14 protein-coding genes are annotated in these 15131 nt (G+C 63.4%); 9 read left to right on the top strand and 5 right to left on the bottom strand.

Annotated features, from left to right (window positions below; genetic code table 11):
* Window positions 1-13 precede the first annotated feature (13 nt).
* Genes Mame_RS07040 through mce form a run of 4 tightly spaced genes read left to right on the top strand, consistent with a single transcriptional unit; the run spans window position 14 to window position 4974 of the window.
* Entirely contained in the window at window positions 14-391 is a 378-nt protein-coding gene (locus Mame_RS07040; RefSeq protein WP_018065014.1) for a hypothetical protein, read from the top strand.
* Window positions 388-2400 (top strand): acetyl-CoA carboxylase biotin carboxylase subunit, encoded by a 2013-nt coding sequence (locus tag Mame_RS07035; RefSeq protein WP_018065013.1) that lies wholly within the window; start codon window positions 388-390, stop codon window positions 2398-2400. The genes Mame_RS07040 and Mame_RS07035 overlap by 4 nt, the downstream gene beginning before the upstream one ends.
* A 22-nt stretch (window positions 2401-2422) precedes the next feature.
* Entirely contained in the window at window positions 2423-4564 is a 2142-nt protein-coding gene (scpA, locus tag Mame_RS07030; protein ID WP_026173512.1) for a methylmalonyl-CoA mutase, read from the top strand.
* 8 nt (window positions 4565-4572) lie between these two features.
* The gene (mce, locus tag Mame_RS07025) at window positions 4573-4974 is read left to right on the top strand and encodes a methylmalonyl-CoA epimerase (protein WP_018065011.1); all 402 of its coding nucleotides are present in this window, start codon (window positions 4573-4575) and stop codon (window positions 4972-4974) included.
* Between the two features lie 229 nt (window positions 4975-5203).
* Here mce and Mame_RS07020 read toward each other — a convergent pair whose 3' ends face one another.
* Window positions 5204-6085, bottom strand: a complete 882-nt coding sequence (locus Mame_RS07020) for a 2-hydroxy-3-oxopropionate reductase (RefSeq protein WP_018065010.1) — start codon at window positions 6083-6085, stop codon at window positions 5204-5206.
* 275 nt (window positions 6086-6360) lie between these two features.
* On the opposite strand from Mame_RS07020, the gene cysP reads away from it, so the two are divergent.
* From cysP to Mame_RS07000, 4 genes are all read left to right on the top strand, one after another.
* Window positions 6361-7359, top strand: coding sequence for a thiosulfate ABC transporter substrate-binding protein CysP (cysP, locus tag Mame_RS07015; protein ID WP_018065009.1), 999 nt, complete (start codon window positions 6361-6363; stop codon window positions 7357-7359).
* Window positions 7360-7686: 327 nt separating this feature from the next.
* The gene (gene cysT, locus Mame_RS07010; protein WP_018065008.1) at window positions 7687-8544 is read left to right on the top strand and encodes a sulfate ABC transporter permease subunit CysT; all 858 of its coding nucleotides are present in this window, start codon (window positions 7687-7689) and stop codon (window positions 8542-8544) included.
* 3 nt (window positions 8545-8547) lie between these two features.
* Window positions 8548-9384 carry a sulfate ABC transporter permease subunit CysW gene (gene cysW / locus Mame_RS07005; protein ID WP_018065007.1) on the top strand — a complete coding sequence of 279 codons (837 nt, stop codon included), beginning with the start codon at window positions 8548-8550 and terminating at the stop codon, window positions 9382-9384.
* Window positions 9385-9396: 12 nt separating this feature from the next.
* Window positions 9397-10149 (top strand): ABC transporter ATP-binding protein, encoded by a 753-nt coding sequence (locus tag Mame_RS07000; protein WP_018065006.1) that lies wholly within the window; start codon window positions 9397-9399, stop codon window positions 10147-10149.
* Here Mame_RS07000 and Mame_RS06995 read toward each other — a convergent pair whose 3' ends face one another.
* The 4 genes from Mame_RS06995 to aceA form a co-directional block, all read right to left on the bottom strand.
* Window positions 10150-11178: a nickel/cobalt transporter gene (locus Mame_RS06995; RefSeq protein WP_018065005.1), complete on the bottom strand. Its 1029-nt coding sequence runs from the start codon at window positions 11176-11178 to the stop codon at window positions 10150-10152.
* The gene (locus Mame_RS06990; RefSeq protein ID WP_018065004.1) at window positions 11166-11813 is read right to left on the bottom strand and encodes a DUF1007 family protein; all 648 of its coding nucleotides are present in this window, start codon (window positions 11811-11813) and stop codon (window positions 11166-11168) included. Before Mame_RS06990 ends, Mame_RS06995 begins: the two co-directional genes overlap by 13 nt.
* Before the next feature lie 147 nt (window positions 11814-11960).
* Window positions 11961-12230: an SMc00767 family acetate metabolism repressor gene (locus Mame_RS06985; protein ID WP_018065003.1), complete on the bottom strand. Its 270-nt coding sequence runs from the start codon at window positions 12228-12230 to the stop codon at window positions 11961-11963.
* 18 nt (window positions 12231-12248) lie between these two features.
* Entirely contained in the window at window positions 12249-13535 is a 1287-nt protein-coding gene (aceA, locus tag Mame_RS06980; protein ID WP_018065002.1) for an isocitrate lyase, read from the bottom strand.
* 190 nt (window positions 13536-13725) lie between these two features.
* Here aceA and Mame_RS06975 point away from each other — a divergent pair, with 190 nt between their 5' ends.
* Complete coding sequence (locus Mame_RS06975) at window positions 13726-15120, top strand: helix-turn-helix domain-containing protein (RefSeq protein ID WP_018065001.1); 1395 nt, start codon at window positions 13726-13728, stop codon at window positions 15118-15120.
* The last annotated feature ends 11 nt before the right edge of the window (window positions 15121-15131 follow it).

Raw genomic sequence — 15131 nt, 5'->3', positions numbered from 1 at the left:
GAAGGAGACTGGAATGGCCAAACTGCCTGACATGACGAAGCATCGCGGATTTCCCTCCGGCATGCCGGGCACCGGCATCCAGTTCGTCATCCGCCGCGCCAATCCCAAACGCGTGACGCCGATCAAGGCCCTGCCGCGCAAGGCCCGCCATGGCTCGAAGGAGCACCTCGTCGATGCGGCTTTTCTGCACGCGCTCTGGCACCATTTCGGCGATCAGCCGTTCGAGCGCGGCAATCTCGACGCGGCGCGCCTGTCGCTGCTGTTCGGTCGCGAGGTGGTCGCGGTCGAGCAGGATTTCGATCCGCAGTCCTATGAAGCCATGCTGGTGATCAACGAGCCGGTGGCGCGGGCCAGTTTCCCGGAATCGTTCGAAGATCATCTGGAGGTTTGACGGTGTCGCTCAAGAAAATCCTTATCGCCAATCGTGGCGAAATCGCCTGCCGGGTCATCAAGACCGCGAAGACCATGGGCATTCAAACGGTCGCGGTCTATTCCGACGCCGACCGCGATGCGCTGCATGTGAAAATGGCCGACGAGGCCGTGCATATCGGCCCCGCCCCCTCCAACCAGTCCTATAACGTCATCGACAATATCATCGAGGCGATCCGTGAGACCGGCGCGGATGCGGTGCATCCGGGCTACGGCTTTCTGTCCGAAAATCCGGTCTTTGCCGCAGCCCTCGAGAAGGAAGGCGTCGCCTTCATCGGTCCTCCCGTCGGCGCGATCGAGGCGATGGGCGACAAGATTACCTCGAAGAAGCTTGCGGCCGAGGCCGGCGTTTCCACCGTGCCCGGCCATATGGGGCTGATCGCTGATGCCGACGAGGCGGTGAAGATTTCCGACGATATCGGCTATCCGGTGATGATCAAGGCCTCGGCCGGCGGCGGCGGCAAGGGCATGCGCATTGCCTGGAACGCAGACGAGGCGCGCGAGGGTTTCCAGTCCTCCAAGAATGAAGCGAAGAATGCCTTTGGCGACGACCGCATCTTCATCGAGAAATTCGTCACCGAGCCGCGCCATATCGAAATCCAGGTGCTGGGCGACAAGCATGGCAACTGTCTCTATCTCGGCGAGCGCGAATGCTCGATCCAGCGCCGCAACCAGAAGGTGATCGAGGAAGCGCCTTCGCCATTTCTCGATGAAGCGACCCGCAAGGCCATGGGCGAGCAGGCCGTGGCGCTGGCCAAGGCCGTTGGCTACCACTCCGCCGGCACGGTGGAGTTCATCGTCGACGGCAGGCAAAACAAGTTCTACTTCCTCGAGATGAATACCCGGCTTCAGGTGGAGCATCCGGTGACCGAACTCGTCACCGGCCTCGATCTGGTCGAGCAGATGATCCGTGTCGCCGGCGGCGAGGCGCTGTCCTTCGGGCAGAACGATGTTCAGCTCAAGGGCTGGGCGATCGAAAGCCGGCTTTACGCCGAAGACCCCTACCGCAACTTCCTGCCCTCGATCGGCCGGCTGACGCGCTATCGGCCGCCGCAAGAGGGCGCCTACCCCGATGGATCGGTGGTGCGAAACGATACCGGCGTCACCGAGGGCGGCGAGATCTCGATGTATTACGACCCGATGATCGCCAAGCTCTGCACCCACGCCCCCGACCGCGCCAGCGCGATCGATGCGATGAGCGACGCGCTCGACAATTTCGAGGTCGAGGGCATCGGCCACAATCTGCCGTTTCTTTCCGCGGTCATGCGGCAGGACCGGTTCCGGTCGGGAAAATTGACGACAGCCTATATTGCGGAAGAGTTTCCCGACGGTTTTGCCGGCGTCGAACCGGACGACCATGCCGCCCGGATGCTGGCGGCGATCGCGGCACTGATCAATTACCGGATTCAGGACCGGGCGGCCCATATCTCCGGCACCATCGACAATCACCGCCGGTCTGTCGGCGCCGACTGGGTGGTCACGCTTGCCGGCCACGCCTTCACGCTGACGCTCGCGACCGGAAGCATTGCCACGATCACCTTTGCCGATGGCAAGACGACAAGCGTTGCCAGCGACTGGCAGCCGGGGATGAGCCATGCGCGCTTCGATGTCGACGGCCGCGCCGCCGGCATCAAAGTCGATCTGAAGGGCCCGGCGATCCGCCTGCGCTGGCGCGGCATGGATGTCACGGCAAGGGTCCGCTCACCGCATGTGGCGGCGCTGGCGAAATTGATGCCGCACAAAATGCCGCCGGACACCTCGAAAATGCTGCTCTGCCCGATGCCGGGCGTGATCACCGCGCTGTCGGTCGCAACGGGCGATACGGTCGAGGCCGGCCAGGCGCTTGCCACCGTCGAGGCGATGAAGATGGAAAACATCCTGCGTGCGGAAAGACGCGGCGTGGTGAAGGCCGTTGCCGTCGAAACCGGCCAGAGCCTTGCCGTCGATGAAATGATCATGGAATTTGAATGATGACCGGCGGGAGGAATTGACCATGGCGAACGACAAGACCATCGCGGACTGGAAGGCGCTCGCCGAAAAGGAAGCCAAGAAGCCGGTCGAGGAGCTGACCTGGAACACGCCGGAGGGGATCGCGGTCAAGCCGCTCTACACGGCGGAAGACCTTGAGGACATCGACCATATCGGAAGCCTGCCGGGCTTCGCCCCCTTCGTGCGCGGCCCGCGCGCCACCATGTATGCCGGACGGCCCTGGACCATCCGCCAATATGCCGGCTTCTCGACGGCGGAGGAGAGCAATGCCTTCTACCGCCGCAATCTCGCGGCCGGCCAGCAGGGCGTTTCGGTCGCCTTCGATCTCGCCACCCATCGCGGCTATGACAGCGATCATCCGCGCGTGGTGGGCGATGTCGGCAAGGCGGGCGTTGCGATCGATTCGGTCGAGGACATGAAGATCCTGTTCGACGGCATTCCGCTGGAGACCATCTCGGTGTCGATGACCATGAACGGCGCGGTGATCCCGATCCTTGCGAATTTCATCGTCGCCGGCGAGGAACAGGGCGTTCCCCGCGAAAAACTGAGCGGCACCATCCAGAACGACATCCTCAAGGAGTTCATGGTCCGCAACACCTATATCTATCCGCCCGAGCCCTCGATGCGGATCATCGCCGACATCATTGAATATACCGCGCAGGAAATGCCGAAATTCAACTCGATCTCGATTTCCGGCTACCACATTCAGGAGGCGGGCGCGACGCTGGTGCAGGAGCTTGCCTTCACGCTCGCCGACGGGCGCGAATATGTCCGCGCGGCTCTCGCCAAGGGCCTCGATGTCGATGCGTTTGCGGGCCGGCTTTCCTTCTTCTTCGCGATCGGCATGAACTTCTTCATGGAGGCGGCCAAGCTGCGCGCCGCGCGCCTCTTGTGGACGCGGATCATGGAGGAATTCGCGCCGAAGAAGGCATCCTCGCTGATGCTACGCACTCATTGCCAGACCTCCGGCGTCTCGCTGCAGGAGCAGGATCCCTATAACAACGTCATCCGTACCGCCTATGAGGCGATGTCGGCGGCGCTCGGCGGCACCCAGTCGCTGCACACCAATGCGCTTGACGAGGCGATGGCGCTGCCGACCGAGTTTTCCGCCCGCATCGCCCGCAATACCCAGCTCATTCTCCAGAACGAGACCGGCGTAACCAAGGTGGTCGATCCGCTGGCCGGCTCCTATTATGTCGAGAGCCTGACCAGCGAACTCGCTGAAAAGGCCTGGGCGCTGATGGAGAAGATCGAGGCGGAGGGCGGCATGACCGCCGCCGTCGACGCCGGCCTGCCGAAAAAGATGATCGAGGAGGCCGCGACCCGCCGCCAGGCCGCCGTTGACCGGGGCGAGGAGGTGATCGTCGGCGTCAACAAGTTCCGGCTTGAAAACGAGGAGCCGATCGAAACGCTCGATATCGACAATTCGGCGGTGCGCGCCTCCCAGATTCGCAGGATCGAACAGACCCGCCGCCAACGTGACCCCAAGGCCTGCGACCGGGCGCTGGCCCGGCTTGCTGAAGTGGCAAAAACCGGCGAGGGTAACCTGCTGGAAGCGGCCGTCGAGGCCGCGCGGGCGCGGGCCACCGTCGGCGAGATTTCCGATGCGATGCGCGAGGCTTTCGGCAGCTATGCCGCCACGCCCAAGGTGGTGCGCAACATCTATGGCGCGGCCTACAAGGACGACCCTGAATATGCCGTCATCACCGATCGGCTGAAAGCCTATGCCGAGACAAAGGGCAGAGCGCCGCGCGTTCTGATCGCCAAGCTCGGCCAGGACGGGCATGACCGTGGTGCCAAGGTGATCGCGTCCGGCTATGGCGATATCGGCTTCGATGTCGTCGCCGGCCCGCTGTTCCAGACGCCGGAGGAGGCCGCCGATCTGGCGGTCAGCGAGAAGGTCGATATCGTCGGCATGTCGTCGCTCGCCGCCGGCCACAAGACGCTCGCACCGCAACTGATCGAGGCGCTGAAGAAGCGCGGCGCCGACGAGGTGATCGTTGTCGTCGGCGGGGTCATTCCGCGCAAGGATTATGATTTCCTGCTGGAAAGCGGCGTCGCCGCCGTCTACGGCCCCGGCACCAACGTGCTCGATTCCGCCAATTCGCTGCTCGACCTGCTCGAGGGCAAGAGACGCAACCGGTAGAGGCCCGCATGATCACCCGTCTCAATCACGTCGCCATCGCCGTGCCCGACCTTGCAGAGGCAGCGGCATGCTATGAAGCGCTGGGCGCAAAGGTTTCCGAGCCGCAGAACCTGCCGGAGCATGGCGTCACGGTGGTGTTCATCACCCTCGACAACACCAAGATCGAACTGCTGCATCCGCTCGGCGACGGCTCCCCGATCACCGGATTTCTGGACAAGAACCCGAGCGGCGGCATCCATCACCTCTGTTTCGAGGTGGAGGATATCGCCGATGCCTTGGCCAGGCTTGGCGAATGCGGCATCCGCGTACTCGGCGACGGCAAACCGAAGACCGGCGCCCATGGCAAGCCTGTCCTGTTCGCCCATCCCAAGGATTTTCAGGGTGCGCTGATCGAGTTCGAACAGGAATAAATTCCTCGGCTACCGGATCACCACGCAAGCCTCGCCGCAAAGCCCCCCAATCCTCTCGCCCCGGAGGGGAGAGATGTCGCGACAGCGACAGTGAGGGGGGAGCCTATCACCGCGAACGCCATCACAATTTGAAACGCCGCGCCACCCTCACTGCCCCTTTCGGGGCATCTCTCCCGCCAGCGGGAGAGAATATTGGGAGCAAGCGGCACTGTCGGAACGCTGCTTGCGCTCACGCCTCGTCTTTAAGCCCCGCCATTGCCTCGAGCGTGCGGATCAGCGCGGAATTGTCGAGTTCGCCGTCGCCGCGGGCGATCGCGGCGTTCATCAGCTGCTCGGTGGAGGCGGCATTGGGAAGTGCCAGGCCGATCTCGCGGGCGGCGTTGACGACGAGCGCCATGTCCTTGCGCTGCAGCCGCATGCTGAAACCGGGATCGAAGGTGCGGTTGAGCATCCGCTCGCCGTGGATCTTCAGGATCGGCGAGCCGGCGAAGCCGCCCATCAGCGCCTCGCGCACCTTGGCGGGGTCCGCGCCGGCCTTCTTGGCAAACAGCAGCGCCTCGGAAACGGCTTCCACCGTCAGCCCGACCACGATCTGGTTGGCGAGTTTGGCGGTCTGGCCATCGCCGACCGGGCCGATATGGGTGATGGTCTTGCCCATCGCCTCGAACAGCGGCTTGCCGCGTGCGAAGTCTTCGTCCGAGCCGCCGACCATGATCGTCAGCGTCGCGTTTTTCGCGCCGATATCGCCGCCGGAGACCGGCGCATCGAGATAGGCGCAGCCGATCGCGGCCAGTTTATCGGCGAAGTCCCGCGTCGCCACCGGCGAGATCGTGCTCATGTCGATCACCATCTTGCCCTTGGACAGGCCGTGGACCGCGCCGTTCTCGCCGAACAGCACCGCTTCGACATCCGGCGTATCGGACACGATGGTGATCACGATCTCGGCGGCCTCGGCCACCGCCTTCGGCGTATCGCAGGCGGTCGCGCCCTTTTCGACGAGGAATTGCGAGACTGGCTTCACCCGGTTGATGAAGAGTTCGTGGCCGGCGTCCATCAGGTTGGCCGCCATCGGGCGTCCCATCAGGCCGAGGCCGATAAATCCGATTTTCATAAAACTGTTCCTTCGCGATAGTAGAGGGCCTTGTCACGGGTTCCTCGAATCTATAGCACGCGTTCGTCAAACCGCACGGTATGCGGACCAAATTTTAAGGAGAGGAGTGCCGGACCGATCCGGGCTCCACGAAAACAAAAGCCGGTTTCGGGCAGCAACTCGACCATAATTTTCCAAGGAAGCGGCCTTCCGGCGAAGGGATTTCTTGGCGCAAATTCGCCACTTTTCATAATCTTCGCCTCACGATCCTCCCATTCAGCAGATTGGTTTATTTCATGAAGAAGACACTCCTCGCCGCAATCGGCGCCGCCTTGATCTTCACCACGCCGGCCAAGGCCGATCAGGTGGAAATCCTCAATGTTTCCTATGACATCGCGCGCGAACTCTACGCCACGATCAACCCGGCCTTCGCTGAGTACTGGAAGGCCGAGACCGGCGACGATGTCGAGATCAAACAGTCGCATGCCGGCTCCTCCAAGCAGGCGCGCGCGATCCTGCAGGGCCTGAAGGCCGACCTCGTGACCTTCAACCAGGTGCTGGACGTGCAAATTCTTGCCGATAACGGCTTCGTCGCGGCCGACTGGCAGCAGGCGCTGCCCAACAATGCCTCGCCCTATTACTCGCTGCCGGCCTTCCTGGTGCGGAAGGGCAATCCGAAGGGCATCGAGGACTGGGACGATCTCGCCGCCGAAGGCGTGGAACTGGTGTTCCCGAACCCGAAGACCTCCGGCAATGGCCGCTACACCTATCTCGCGGCCTATGGCTACGCGCTCGACCAGTTCGGCGGCGATGACGAGAAGGCGCGGGAATTCGTCGGCGACTTTCTCGGCAATGTCGCCGTGTTCGATACCGGCGGCCGCGGCGCCACCACCACCTTCATCGAACGCGGCATCGGCGATGTGCTGATCACTTTCGAGGCGGAAGTGGAGAACATCCGCGCCGAATACGGCGAGGATGAATATGAGCGCGTCGTGCCGTCCATGTCGCTGCTGGCCGAATTCCCGGTCGCCGTCGTCGACAAGGTCGCCCAGGAGCGCGGCACGGAAGAGGTTTCCAAGGCCTATCTCGAATTCCTCTACACCAAGCAGGGCCAGGAAATCGTCGCCTCGTTCAACAACCGCGTCCACAACGAGGAAGTGAAGGCGGAATATGCCGACAAGTTCCCAGACGTGAAGCTGATCACCGTGGAAGACGTGTTCGGCGGCTGGGAAGCGGCCAACGAGACCCACTTCGCCGATGGCGGCGTGCTGGACCAGATCCAGTCGGCTCGGTAACCGGCACGAAGTCCCCGTACCCCATTAGCGTCGCGGCAAGCACAAACCTCGCCGCCCCAATCTCCCCCCTTGAGGGGGAGATGTCGCGAAAGCGACAGAGAGGGGTAATGGGCACAAGCCGCAAGCTCCGCGTTTTCTGATAGGGTTCACCCCTCTCTGCCCTGCCGGGCATCTCCCCCTCAAGGGGGGAGATTGGCGTGTTGTGAGGGCGAGCCGTCCCGCTGAAGCCTCAAGCACCCGCAGCGAGGAGTGCATCCCGCCAACAAAACCCGTGCCCCCTGCAACAAGAATTGCTATAGCCTCCGGCATCACCGCGAAAAGGCCATCATGACGTTCATCATGCCGACAGCGACCAGACGCGCGAACCGCAGCGTCATGCCGGGTTTCGGGCTGACGCTCGGGACCACGCTGCTTTTTGTCGCCCTGATCATCTTGCTGCCGCTGTCGGCGCTGTTCTGGCAGCTTGGCCAGCTCGGCTTTGCCGATTACTGGCGCATCATCACCAATCCGCGCACGCTTGCGGCCTTCCGCGTCACGATCTCGGCGGCAGCCCTTGCCACCGTGTTCAACGCCTGTTTCGGCCTGCTGCTCGCCTGGGTGATCGTGCGCTACAAGTTTCCCGGAAAGCGCCTGCTCGACGCGCTGATCGACCTGCCCTTCGCGCTGCCGACGGCCGTTGCCGGCATCGCGCTGGTGGCGCTCTACGACCGCAATGGCTGGATGGGCATGCTGTTGTCGGACTTCGGCATCAAGATCGCCTATACCTGGTGGGGCATCGCGCTCGCCATGACCTTTACCTCGGTGCCCTTCGGCGTGCGCACGGTGCAGCCGGTGATGGAGAGCCTGAGCCTCGATCTGGAAGAGGCGGCTCAGACGCTTGGCGCCACCGATTTCCAGGTGTTCCGCCATATCGTGTTCCCGCAAGTGTTCCCGAGCTTCATCATGGGCGCGTCGCTCGCCTTTGCCCGTTCGCTCGGCGAGTTCGGCGCTGTGATCTTCATTGCCGGCAACATGCCGTTCAAGACCGAGATTGCCTCGCTTCTGATCATGATCCGGCTCGATGAGTATGATTTCCCGGCCGCAAGCGCGATCGCCGGCACGGTGCTGGCGCTGGCGCTCCTCGTGCTGATCCTCGCCAATATCGCTCAGAACCGCGCCGCGCGGCATATGTCGAGGGGAGGCTGAGCCATGGTCCATCCGCAAGTCAAGGCTCTGAGGCGCAGACGCAGCCTGAAGCGGGCGGCACTGGTGCTCGTCGCCGTCGCCTTTGCCGCTCTCATCATGGGCCTTCCGAGCGTGGCGATCTTCGCCCGCGCCTTTTCCGAAGGCATCGGCGTCTATGCCTCGGGCCTCCTCGAGCCTGAAACGCTGCATGCGATCAAGCTCACCGTCATCACGGCGCTGATCGCGCTGCCGGTCAATATCGCCTTTGGCATATGCGCCGCCTGGGCCGTGACCCGGTTCCGCTTTCCGGGCCGGCGGGTGCTGATCACGATCATCGAACTGCCGTTCTCGATCTCGCCGATCGTTGCCGGCCTTTGCTATCTGCTGGTCTATGGCTCCACCGGGCTCGTCGGCAGCTATGCCGATCAATACGGCATCCAGTTGATGTTCAACCTCACCGGTATCGTGCTGGTATCGCTGTTCGTCACCTGCCCCTTCGTCGCCCGCGAGGTGATCCCGCTGATGGAGGTTGCCGGCCGCGACCAGGAGGAGGCAGCGCTGACCCTTGGCGCCAACGGCTGGCAGACCTTCCTCCACGTGACCCTGCCCAATATCCGCTGGGCGCTGCTTTATGGAGCGATCCTGGCGAATGCCCGCGTCATCGGCGAGTTCGGCGCCGTCAGCGTCGTCTCCGGCAATATTCGCGGCGAGACCATGACGCTGCCGCTGCAGGTGCAGCTCCTCTATGACGATTACAACGTGACCGGCGCCTTTGCCGCCGCCACCATTCTGACGGTGATCGCGGTGATCACGCTGATCCTGAGATCCGCGATCGAATCGCGTCACCCGCAAGCGCACTGAGAAAGACCGACAATGGCCCTCACAGTCGAAAATGTTTCGAAATCCTACGGCAGCAACAAGGTGCTCGACCGCGTCGATCTCGATATCCGTCCCGGCGAGTTCGTGGCGCTGCTCGGTCCCTCGGGCTCCGGCAAGACCACGCTGCTCAGGATCATCGCCGGCCTGCAATTCGCCGACGAGGGCCGGCTCCTGATGGAGGGTGAGGACATTACCGGGCTGGAGGCGCGGCTGCGGCGTTTCGGCATGGTGTTCCAGAGCTATGCGCTGTTCGAAACCAAGACGGTGGCCGAAAACGCCGCCTTCGGGCTGAAGATGCGCCCGCGCGCCACACGGCCATCCCGCGAGGAGATCGGCAAGCGGGTGCGCGATCTGCTCGACATGGCGGAGATCGGCCATCTTTCCGACCGCTACCCCTCGCAGCTTTCCGGCGGCCAGCGCCAACGCGTGGCGCTGGCGCGCGCGCTTGCGATCGAACCGCGGCTGCTGCTGCTCGACGAGCCCTTCAGCGCACTCGATACCAAGATCCGCAAGGGCTTGCGCGGCGCGCTCCGCGACCTGCAGAGAAAGGTCGGGATTGCCGCCATTCTGGTGACCCATGACCAGGAGGAAGCCTTCGAGATCGCCGACCGGATCGCTGTGATGTCCGAAGGCCATATCGAACAGTTCGGCACGGCGGAGGAATTGCTGCGCCGGCCCGCGACGCCGTTCGTCGCGGAGTTCCTCGAGGGCATGAGCAATTACCAGAACCTCGGAGCCGGGATCTGATCAGCCTGTCATCGAGGCGGCAAACAGCATCAGGCCCAGAAGCGTGACCAGAAGCGCGCCGGCGATCTCGATGCCGTAGCCGATCACGGTCGCGCGCGTGGCGCCGCGACCGGCAAGGCGCACGGCAAGTCCCTTGGCCGAGACGGCGATGATCGCCAGCACCGACACGGTGATCGCGGTGCCGATCGCCATGGCGAAGACCGAGGCGATACCGCCGAGGATCAGCCCGTTCAGCAATGCGAAGGTCAGCACGATCAGCGCGCCCGAGCAGGGCCGCATGCCGATCGCCAGGATCGCCGATCCGGCGCCCTTCCAGTCGAAATCCTTGCCCCCGAGGTCCTTGGGTTCCGGCATATGCACATGGCCGCAGCCGCAATCGGGACCATGCACATGATGGTCGTCATGGCGATGCGCGTGACCGTGATCGTGCTCATGATGATGGTCATGATCATGAGCGCCATGGCCGGCGCCCCCGAAGATCGCACGGGTCTTGGTATAGAGCAGCCACAGGCCGAAACCGGCGATCAGCAGAAAGCTGGCGCGCTCCATGTAAAGCGTGGCATCGCGCATCGAAACGGCGGTGCCGCGCAGAAACAGATAGGCCGTGCCAACCAGCAGGATCGCCGTCACGCCCTGCGCCAGCGAAGCCAGAAGCGAAATGAAGATACCGCGCCTGAGCTCGGTCTCGTTGGCGATCAGGTAGGACGATATCACCGCCTTGCCGTGGCCGGGGCCGACCGCGTGAAACACGCCATAGGCAAAGGAAAGGCCGACAAGCCCCAGCACCTTCACCGGGTCGTCCTTCATCGCCTTCAGCGCCGCCGTCAGCGCATGGTAGAATTGCTGCTGATACTGGTTGATGGTCATCAGCACCGATTGCAGCGGGCCGAAGGAGGAAGAAAACGAAGGCTCCGACGAGCCGATGCCGAGCGGCGAGGCCGAGAACGACTTCTGGCTCAGGCCGAATATCAGAAAAGCCAGAAGCGCCAGGAGCAGGACAAGCGCGATCGGGCGGGTCAGTCGGGGCATGTGAGGTCCAGGCGGGTTGCGAACAGCTTGCTCATGTCGGTCGGATCGTTGAAGAAGGCCGCCGTCAGCGCATCGCTGTTTTGGGAGATGATCTCATCGGGATCGGGGCGCACGACCGCGGCTTTGCAGCGACCGAACGCATCGCCGATCATAGCAAGGTCCTCGTCGCGCTGAAAGTCGATCGCCGTATACATGCTGGCATCGTAAATGCCGAAGGTAAGGTGGCCGGAAAGCTTGATCGGCCTGGAAGGCTTTGCCGAGAAGATCAGCAGCAATTGTCCGTCCATCATGTCGGCGTGAATGACGTCGGGTTCGGCCAGCGGCACGTCCTCGCCATTGTCATTGATCTGCGTGTAATAGCCATATTCGGCGAGCGATTCGCGCACGGTATCGCCGATATCCGTCAGTTCCTTGCCGGTCAGCTGATTGTCCATATTGGCGTCATAGTCGAGGATGACCGAGGAGGTGAAGAACTCATCGAAGCGCCAGACATTCTGCAGCGCGGTGACATTGCCGTCATCATCCGCCACCACTTCCAGCCGCGCATCGACGAAGACATGCGGATGGGCGCCGGCCTGCGAGGCGGCGGCGAGGCAGAAAAGGGCGGCTATGCTGAGACTGCGGTGAAATTTCATGCTGTCTCATTGGAGCAAAACTGAGTCAGAAAAAAGCCCGTATGCGCAGATTTTGACGCGGGCGCGGTTTTGGGTGATCGAATTGCTTTCGGAAACGCCAAAGCGCGCCCCTCGTCAAAGGGACGCGCCTTGTCGCGATTTGCTCTTTCAATGGGCGCTGAGGTTTTCCTCCGGCGCCGGTGCGGCTGCGGCCCCGGCGATGATGATCGGCGTCAGCAGGTCGCCCCACTTGCCGCCGCCGTGGTGGCGGGCCGAGCGGATGATCTCGACCGAGACGCCGGCATCGACCGCGCGCATGACCGCCTGGTTCAGCCGGTGGAGATCATTGGCGACCATGCGGATGGCGGCCTGCTGCTCGGCGGACATTTCGCCGGATTGCGCCTCGGCGCGTTCCTTGACGTTGAGTTTCGGTGTCATTGCGTAGTCCTCCCTTGCCTATTCTGCTGCCTCGAACTGGGCTGTTTCGGTGGATTCTCCCATGGCGGTGGTGGAGCCGGTGCCGCCGGTGATCGCCATCGACACCGCATCGAAATAGCCGGTGCCGACTTCGCGCTGGTGGCGGGTCGCGGTGTAGCCGTTGCGCTCCGCCGCGAATTCCGCCTGCTGAAGCTCGCTATAGGCCGCCATCTGGCGTTCCTTGTAGCCGCGGGCGAGCTCGAACATGCCGTAGTTGAGCTGATGGAAGCCCGCCAGCGTGATGAACTGGAACTTGTAGCCCATGGCGCCAAGCTCGCGCTGGAACCGGGCGATATCGGCCTCGTCTAGGTTCTTCTTCCAGTTGAAGGACGGCGAGCAGTTATAGGCCAGAAGCTTGCCGGGATGTTCCTTGTGCACACCCTCCGCAAAGCGCCGCGCCTGCTCCAGATCCGGCTTCGAGGTCTCGCACCAGATCAGGTCGCAATGGGGCGCATAGGCGACCGCGCGGGCGATGCAGGATTCCAGCCCGTTCCTGACCTGATAGAAGCCTTCCGGCGTGCGCCCGGCATCGTAGTCGACGAAGGGCCGGTCGCGCTCGTCGATATCCGAGGTCAGGAGCTTGGCGGCTTCCGCGTCGGTGCGGGCGATCACCAGCGTCGGCACGCCCATGACGTCGGCGGCAAGCCGCGCCGCCGTGAGGTTGCGGATATGGGCCGATGTCGGGATCAGCACCTTGCCGCCGAGATGGCCGCATTTCTTTTCCGAGGCGAGCTGGTCCTCGAAGTGGACGCCCGCGGCACCGGCCTCGATATAGGCCTTCATGATCTCGAAGGCGTTGAGCGGACCGCCGAAACCAGCCTCCGCATCGGCAACGATCGGCGCGAACCAGGTATCGACCGAAAGCCCCTGACCTTCCGAAACCTCGATCTGGTCGGCGCGCTGCAGCGTCTTGTTGATGCGCTTGACGAGTTCGGGGCCGGCATTGGCCGGATAAAGCGACTGGTCGGGATACATCGCCGAGGCGGTATTGGCGTCGGCGGCGACCTGCCAGCCGGAAAGATAGATCGCCTTCAGCCCGGCGCGGACCATCTGCATGGCCTGATTGCCCGAGAGCGCGCCGAGCGCATTGACGAAATCCTCGTCATGGATCAGCGACCACAGGCGCTTAGCGCCTTCCTCCGCAAGCGTGGCGCGAATCGGCATGGAACCACGCAGACGCTTCACGTCCTCGGTGCTGTAGGGACGCTCGATCCCGTCAAAACGGCCTTCCGCCGCGCCTTCGACAAGTTTGTAAAATTCCGACATTATTTTCTCCTCACTTCGATATTCATTTCTGCCTCGACCCGAGACAATCTTTATCGATGTGACAGACTTAACGAAAATTCGGCGTTATATCCAACGAAATAGGCTTTCATCGGCCCGAAATCGGGTTATACTGTCGGCCGTTTTACAGAACGCTATTGTAAATCTGTAAATTTTGTAAAAGGATTTTGCGATGGTCGAGAGCAAGATATTCGCAGGCCCCAGGCTCCGCAGGCTGCGCAAGCAAATGGAGCTGACGCAGACCGCGATGGCGGAGGCGCTGGCAATCTCGCCCTCCTATCTCAACCTGATCGAGCGCAACCAACGACCGCTGACCGTGCAATTGCTGCTGAAGCTCGCCGCCGTCTACGATGTCGATATCGCCTCGCTGCAGGGAGAGAGCGGCGGGACGATCGGCCAGCTCAAGGCGGTGTTCGCCGATCCTCTGCTCTCCGGCGAGTTGCCCGGCGACCAGGAATTGGTCGAGGTGGCCGAGGCCGCGCCCAATGCGGCGATCGGCATTATGAAGCTCTACCGCGCCTATCAGGAACAGGCCGCCCGCCTTTCCGACCTGACGGCGCTGCTCGCCGAGGAGGGCCGCCAGACACACCTCACGGGGCGGCGACTGCCGCATGACGAGGTGCGCGAGGCGCTGTCGCGGCGGCCATGGTATTTCGACGCGCTCGACCGCGCCGCCGAGGCGCTGCATGCGGAGCTTGCGCCGGGCGACGAAATGTCGGCCGCGCTCAAGGACTGGCTGCGCGCGAAGCACGGCATCGCCGTGCGCGTGCTGCCGCCGCATGCCTTGGTCAATCTCGGCCGCCGCTTCGACCGCCACACCATGCGGCTGTTCATTTCCGCCCGGTTTTCGCCCCATGACCGCCAGCGCGAGATCGCGATCGAGGCGGCGCTGCTCGCCTTCCGGGACGAGATCGCGGAAGCGATCGAGACGCTGGCGCTCACCGGCGACGAGGCGCGGCGGATCGCCCGGTTCGAGCTTGCCCGCTACGCCGCCCATGCGCTGCTGATGCCCTACGGCCCGCTCGTGGAGGCCGCCCGCAGGGACCGGTACGATATCTCGCTTCTGGCCGGGCGCTTCGGCGTATCCTTCGCCCAGGCCGCGACAAGGCTCGTCAGCCTGCAACGGACGGACAATGCCGGCCTGCCGTTCTTCGCGATGGAAATCGATGTCGCCGGCAACATCCTGCGGCGGATCGGCGAGGGCGGCTTTCGCGGCGAATGTCCGAGGCTCGATGTCTATGACGCCTTCGCGCGGGCCGGTCGGCTGATCGTCCAGCGCGCCGCAATGCCGGATGGCGCGGAGTTCCTGACGCTGTCGCGCACGGTGGAGGGGCCGGAGCCGGCATCCGGCGAACGGCCGCATCTGACCGCGCTGCTTGTCGGCCTGCCCTACGCGCATGCCGCCGCGACGGCCTATGCGACGGCGGAACAGCCCGCCACGCCCATCGGCCCGGTCTGCCGGCTCTGCGAGCGGATCGGCTGTCTGTCGCGCGCCGAACCGCCGGTGACCCGTCCGCTCGGCCTCGACGAAATGGTCGCCGGGCTCTCGGCCTTCGATTTCCGCTGAGGCAGCCGGCG

The sequence above is a fragment of the Martelella mediterranea DSM 17316 genome (genome assembly GCF_002043005.1).
Classification (GTDB): domain Bacteria; phylum Pseudomonadota; class Alphaproteobacteria; order Rhizobiales; family Rhizobiaceae; genus Martelella; species Martelella mediterranea.
The sequence above is the reverse complement of the archived record's forward strand: the minus strand, read 5'-3'. Positions and strand labels throughout refer to the sequence as shown.